This is a genomic window from Erwinia typographi (assembly GCF_000773975.1).
Lineage (GTDB): Bacteria > Pseudomonadota > Gammaproteobacteria > Enterobacterales > Enterobacteriaceae > Erwinia > Erwinia typographi.
Genome location: NZ_JRUQ01000095.1, coordinates 1 through 2,168, shown reverse-complemented (window position 1 = coordinate 2,168; position 2,168 = coordinate 1). Strand labels below are relative to the sequence as shown.

The window sequence follows — 2,168 nt, the reverse complement described above, 5'->3', positions numbered from 1 at the left end:
CAGATTTTTGCAACAGTGCCTGCGAAACCCTGCGTTTCATGCAATCTATTATTGCATATACCGCGTCTGGTGCAATTTACTGCCTGACTGTAAGCTCTTAAAACGTTCATGATGACTGGAGTGATGACAATGACTGAATTGACAAAACCAACTGCGTTACCACGGATATTACTGATTGGAGCATCACGGGGCATTGGTCTTGCAATGACTGACGAGTTTCTGCAGCGTGGCTGGCAGGTTACCGCGACGGTTCGTGGGACCGGACATACAGGCCTACATGATTTATCTTCCACCTATCCCAATGAGTTAATCATTGAACAGGTGGATATGACGGACAGTGACCAGCTAACAGGGCTGCATCAGCGGTTGGCGAAGCACCATTTTGATATTTTGTTCATTAACGCCGGGACATCCAACCGTAATCAGAATGAGACGATTGCAGAAGTCACCACCGAAGAATTTGTCCATTTAATGATTACTAATGCTTTATCGCCAATGCGCACAACGGAAGCACTGCAGGACCTGGTAAAAGAAGATGGCCTGATCGGCATCATGTCATCCGGATTGGGAAGTGTTGGTAATAACATTAAAGGTGGTAAAGAAGTCTATCGCGGAACGAAAGCCGCGCTAAATCAGTACCTGCGCAGCTACGCCGCTCGCGAAGCAGAACAACACCCGGAGCGCTCTCTGCTACTGCTTGCGCCTGGTTGGATCCGCACTGAACTGGGAGGAAGTGATGCGTCCTTTAGTCTGGAAGAGACTATACCTGAAATCGTAAATACGATTGAGGCCAAACGCGGTAAATCCGGTTTGGAATACTTAGACCGTTTCGGGAAGGTAGTACCATGGTAAACGTAAACAGCAAAGATCGTCTTCCTTTAATTGGCATTGAAGAGCACTTCATTACAGAAGAAGTGCTTCAGGCCTGGCATGAGGCGGAATTGTCCGCCACAGATCCCAGTCTGGCGCATAACGCGGGAACAATAGGCGCGCGTCTGCTGGACCTGGCTCAGGGGCGTATTGACTTAATGGATGAAGCGGGAGTTGACGTTCAGGTTCTCTCGCTGACCACCCCAGCTTTACATGAGTTGGGACCTGCAAGTGTGGATATTGCCAGGCGATGTAACGATATAATAGCCGAAGCAATTGCCCGGCACCCGCACCGTTTTCAGGGACTTGCCACACTACCAGTGTCGGATCCAGAGGCCGCAGCCTTAGAGCTGGAACGCTGCGTAAAAACGCTCGGTTTTAAGGGGACGATGTTGAGTGGGCGTGTAGGCGACCGAAATCTTGATCACGCTGATTTCATGCCAATATTTGAGAGTGCCAGTCTGCTGGGGGCGCCCATTCTCCTGCACCCTCGCACGCCTCCGGCAGCGGTACGTGAAGCCTACTATAGTGGGCTGAATCCTGCACTGGATACAGCGCTGGCCACGTATGGGCTTGGATGGCATTACGATGCAGGATTACAGTTTGTGAGGCTGATGGTATCAGGTATTTTTGACCGGTTGCCAACACTGCAGATTATTTTGGGGCACTGGGGTGAAATGGTGCTTTTTTATGCAGAGCGTTTATCTGCAATGGGACGCGTCTCTCACCTGAATAAGACTGTAGATGATTACCTGAAGAACAATCTTTATGTGACCGCCAGTGGAATGTTTTGGCCCCATTTTATGGAGATAGCCGCCAGTATCGTGGGTAAGGAACGATTACTGTTTTCTACCGATTTTCCCTACCAGTACAGGCCTGGTAATGATGCCCGACGCTTTTTAAATGAGTGTGGTTTATCTGGTGAGGATCTGGCAGGTTTTGCACACATTAACTGGGAGCGCCTGACACAACACTGCGGTAGCAGAACGTAGGGTTCTGTCGCATTAAGAGTAATGGTCGGGTAACATACTGTTTTTTTTGCAATGTTGTATGACCATATCCCTGATCCTAACATCTTTTAAACGCCTTCATTATCCCGTCGATGTTATTGCTCAGTGCATCCGTTGGTATCAGGCTTATGGGCACTGTTGCAAAAATCTGGAGGTGATAAAATTTTGGCCACCTTTTGCTGACGGAGCAGCGCATGAACCTATTCAAAGGCCGTCATTTTCAGAGTGTCATCATCCTCTGGGCGGTACGCTGGTAGGGGTTTGATGCTCAGTGGAACGAAAACTCAC

2 protein-coding genes and 1 pseudogene are annotated in these 2,168 nt (G+C 49.1%); all 3 read left to right on the top strand.

Going from position 1 to position 2,168, the window contains the following annotated elements; all coding sequences use genetic code 11:
• Positions 1-129 precede the first annotated feature (129 nt).
• Entirely contained in the window at positions 130-852 is a 723-nt protein-coding gene (locus NG99_RS25525) for an SDR family oxidoreductase (RefSeq protein WP_034899296.1), read from the top strand.
• A complete protein-coding gene (locus tag NG99_RS25520; protein ID WP_034899294.1) occupies positions 846-1,862 on the top strand; it encodes an amidohydrolase family protein in 1,017 nt (338 codons plus the stop codon). Before NG99_RS25525 ends, NG99_RS25520 begins: the two co-directional genes overlap by 7 nt.
• A 64-nt stretch (positions 1,863-1,926) precedes the next feature.
• A pseudogene (locus tag NG99_RS29540) lies at positions 1,927-2,034 on the top strand (IS6 family transposase); the annotation flags it as partial.
• Between the last annotated feature and the right edge of the window lie 134 nt (positions 2,035-2,168).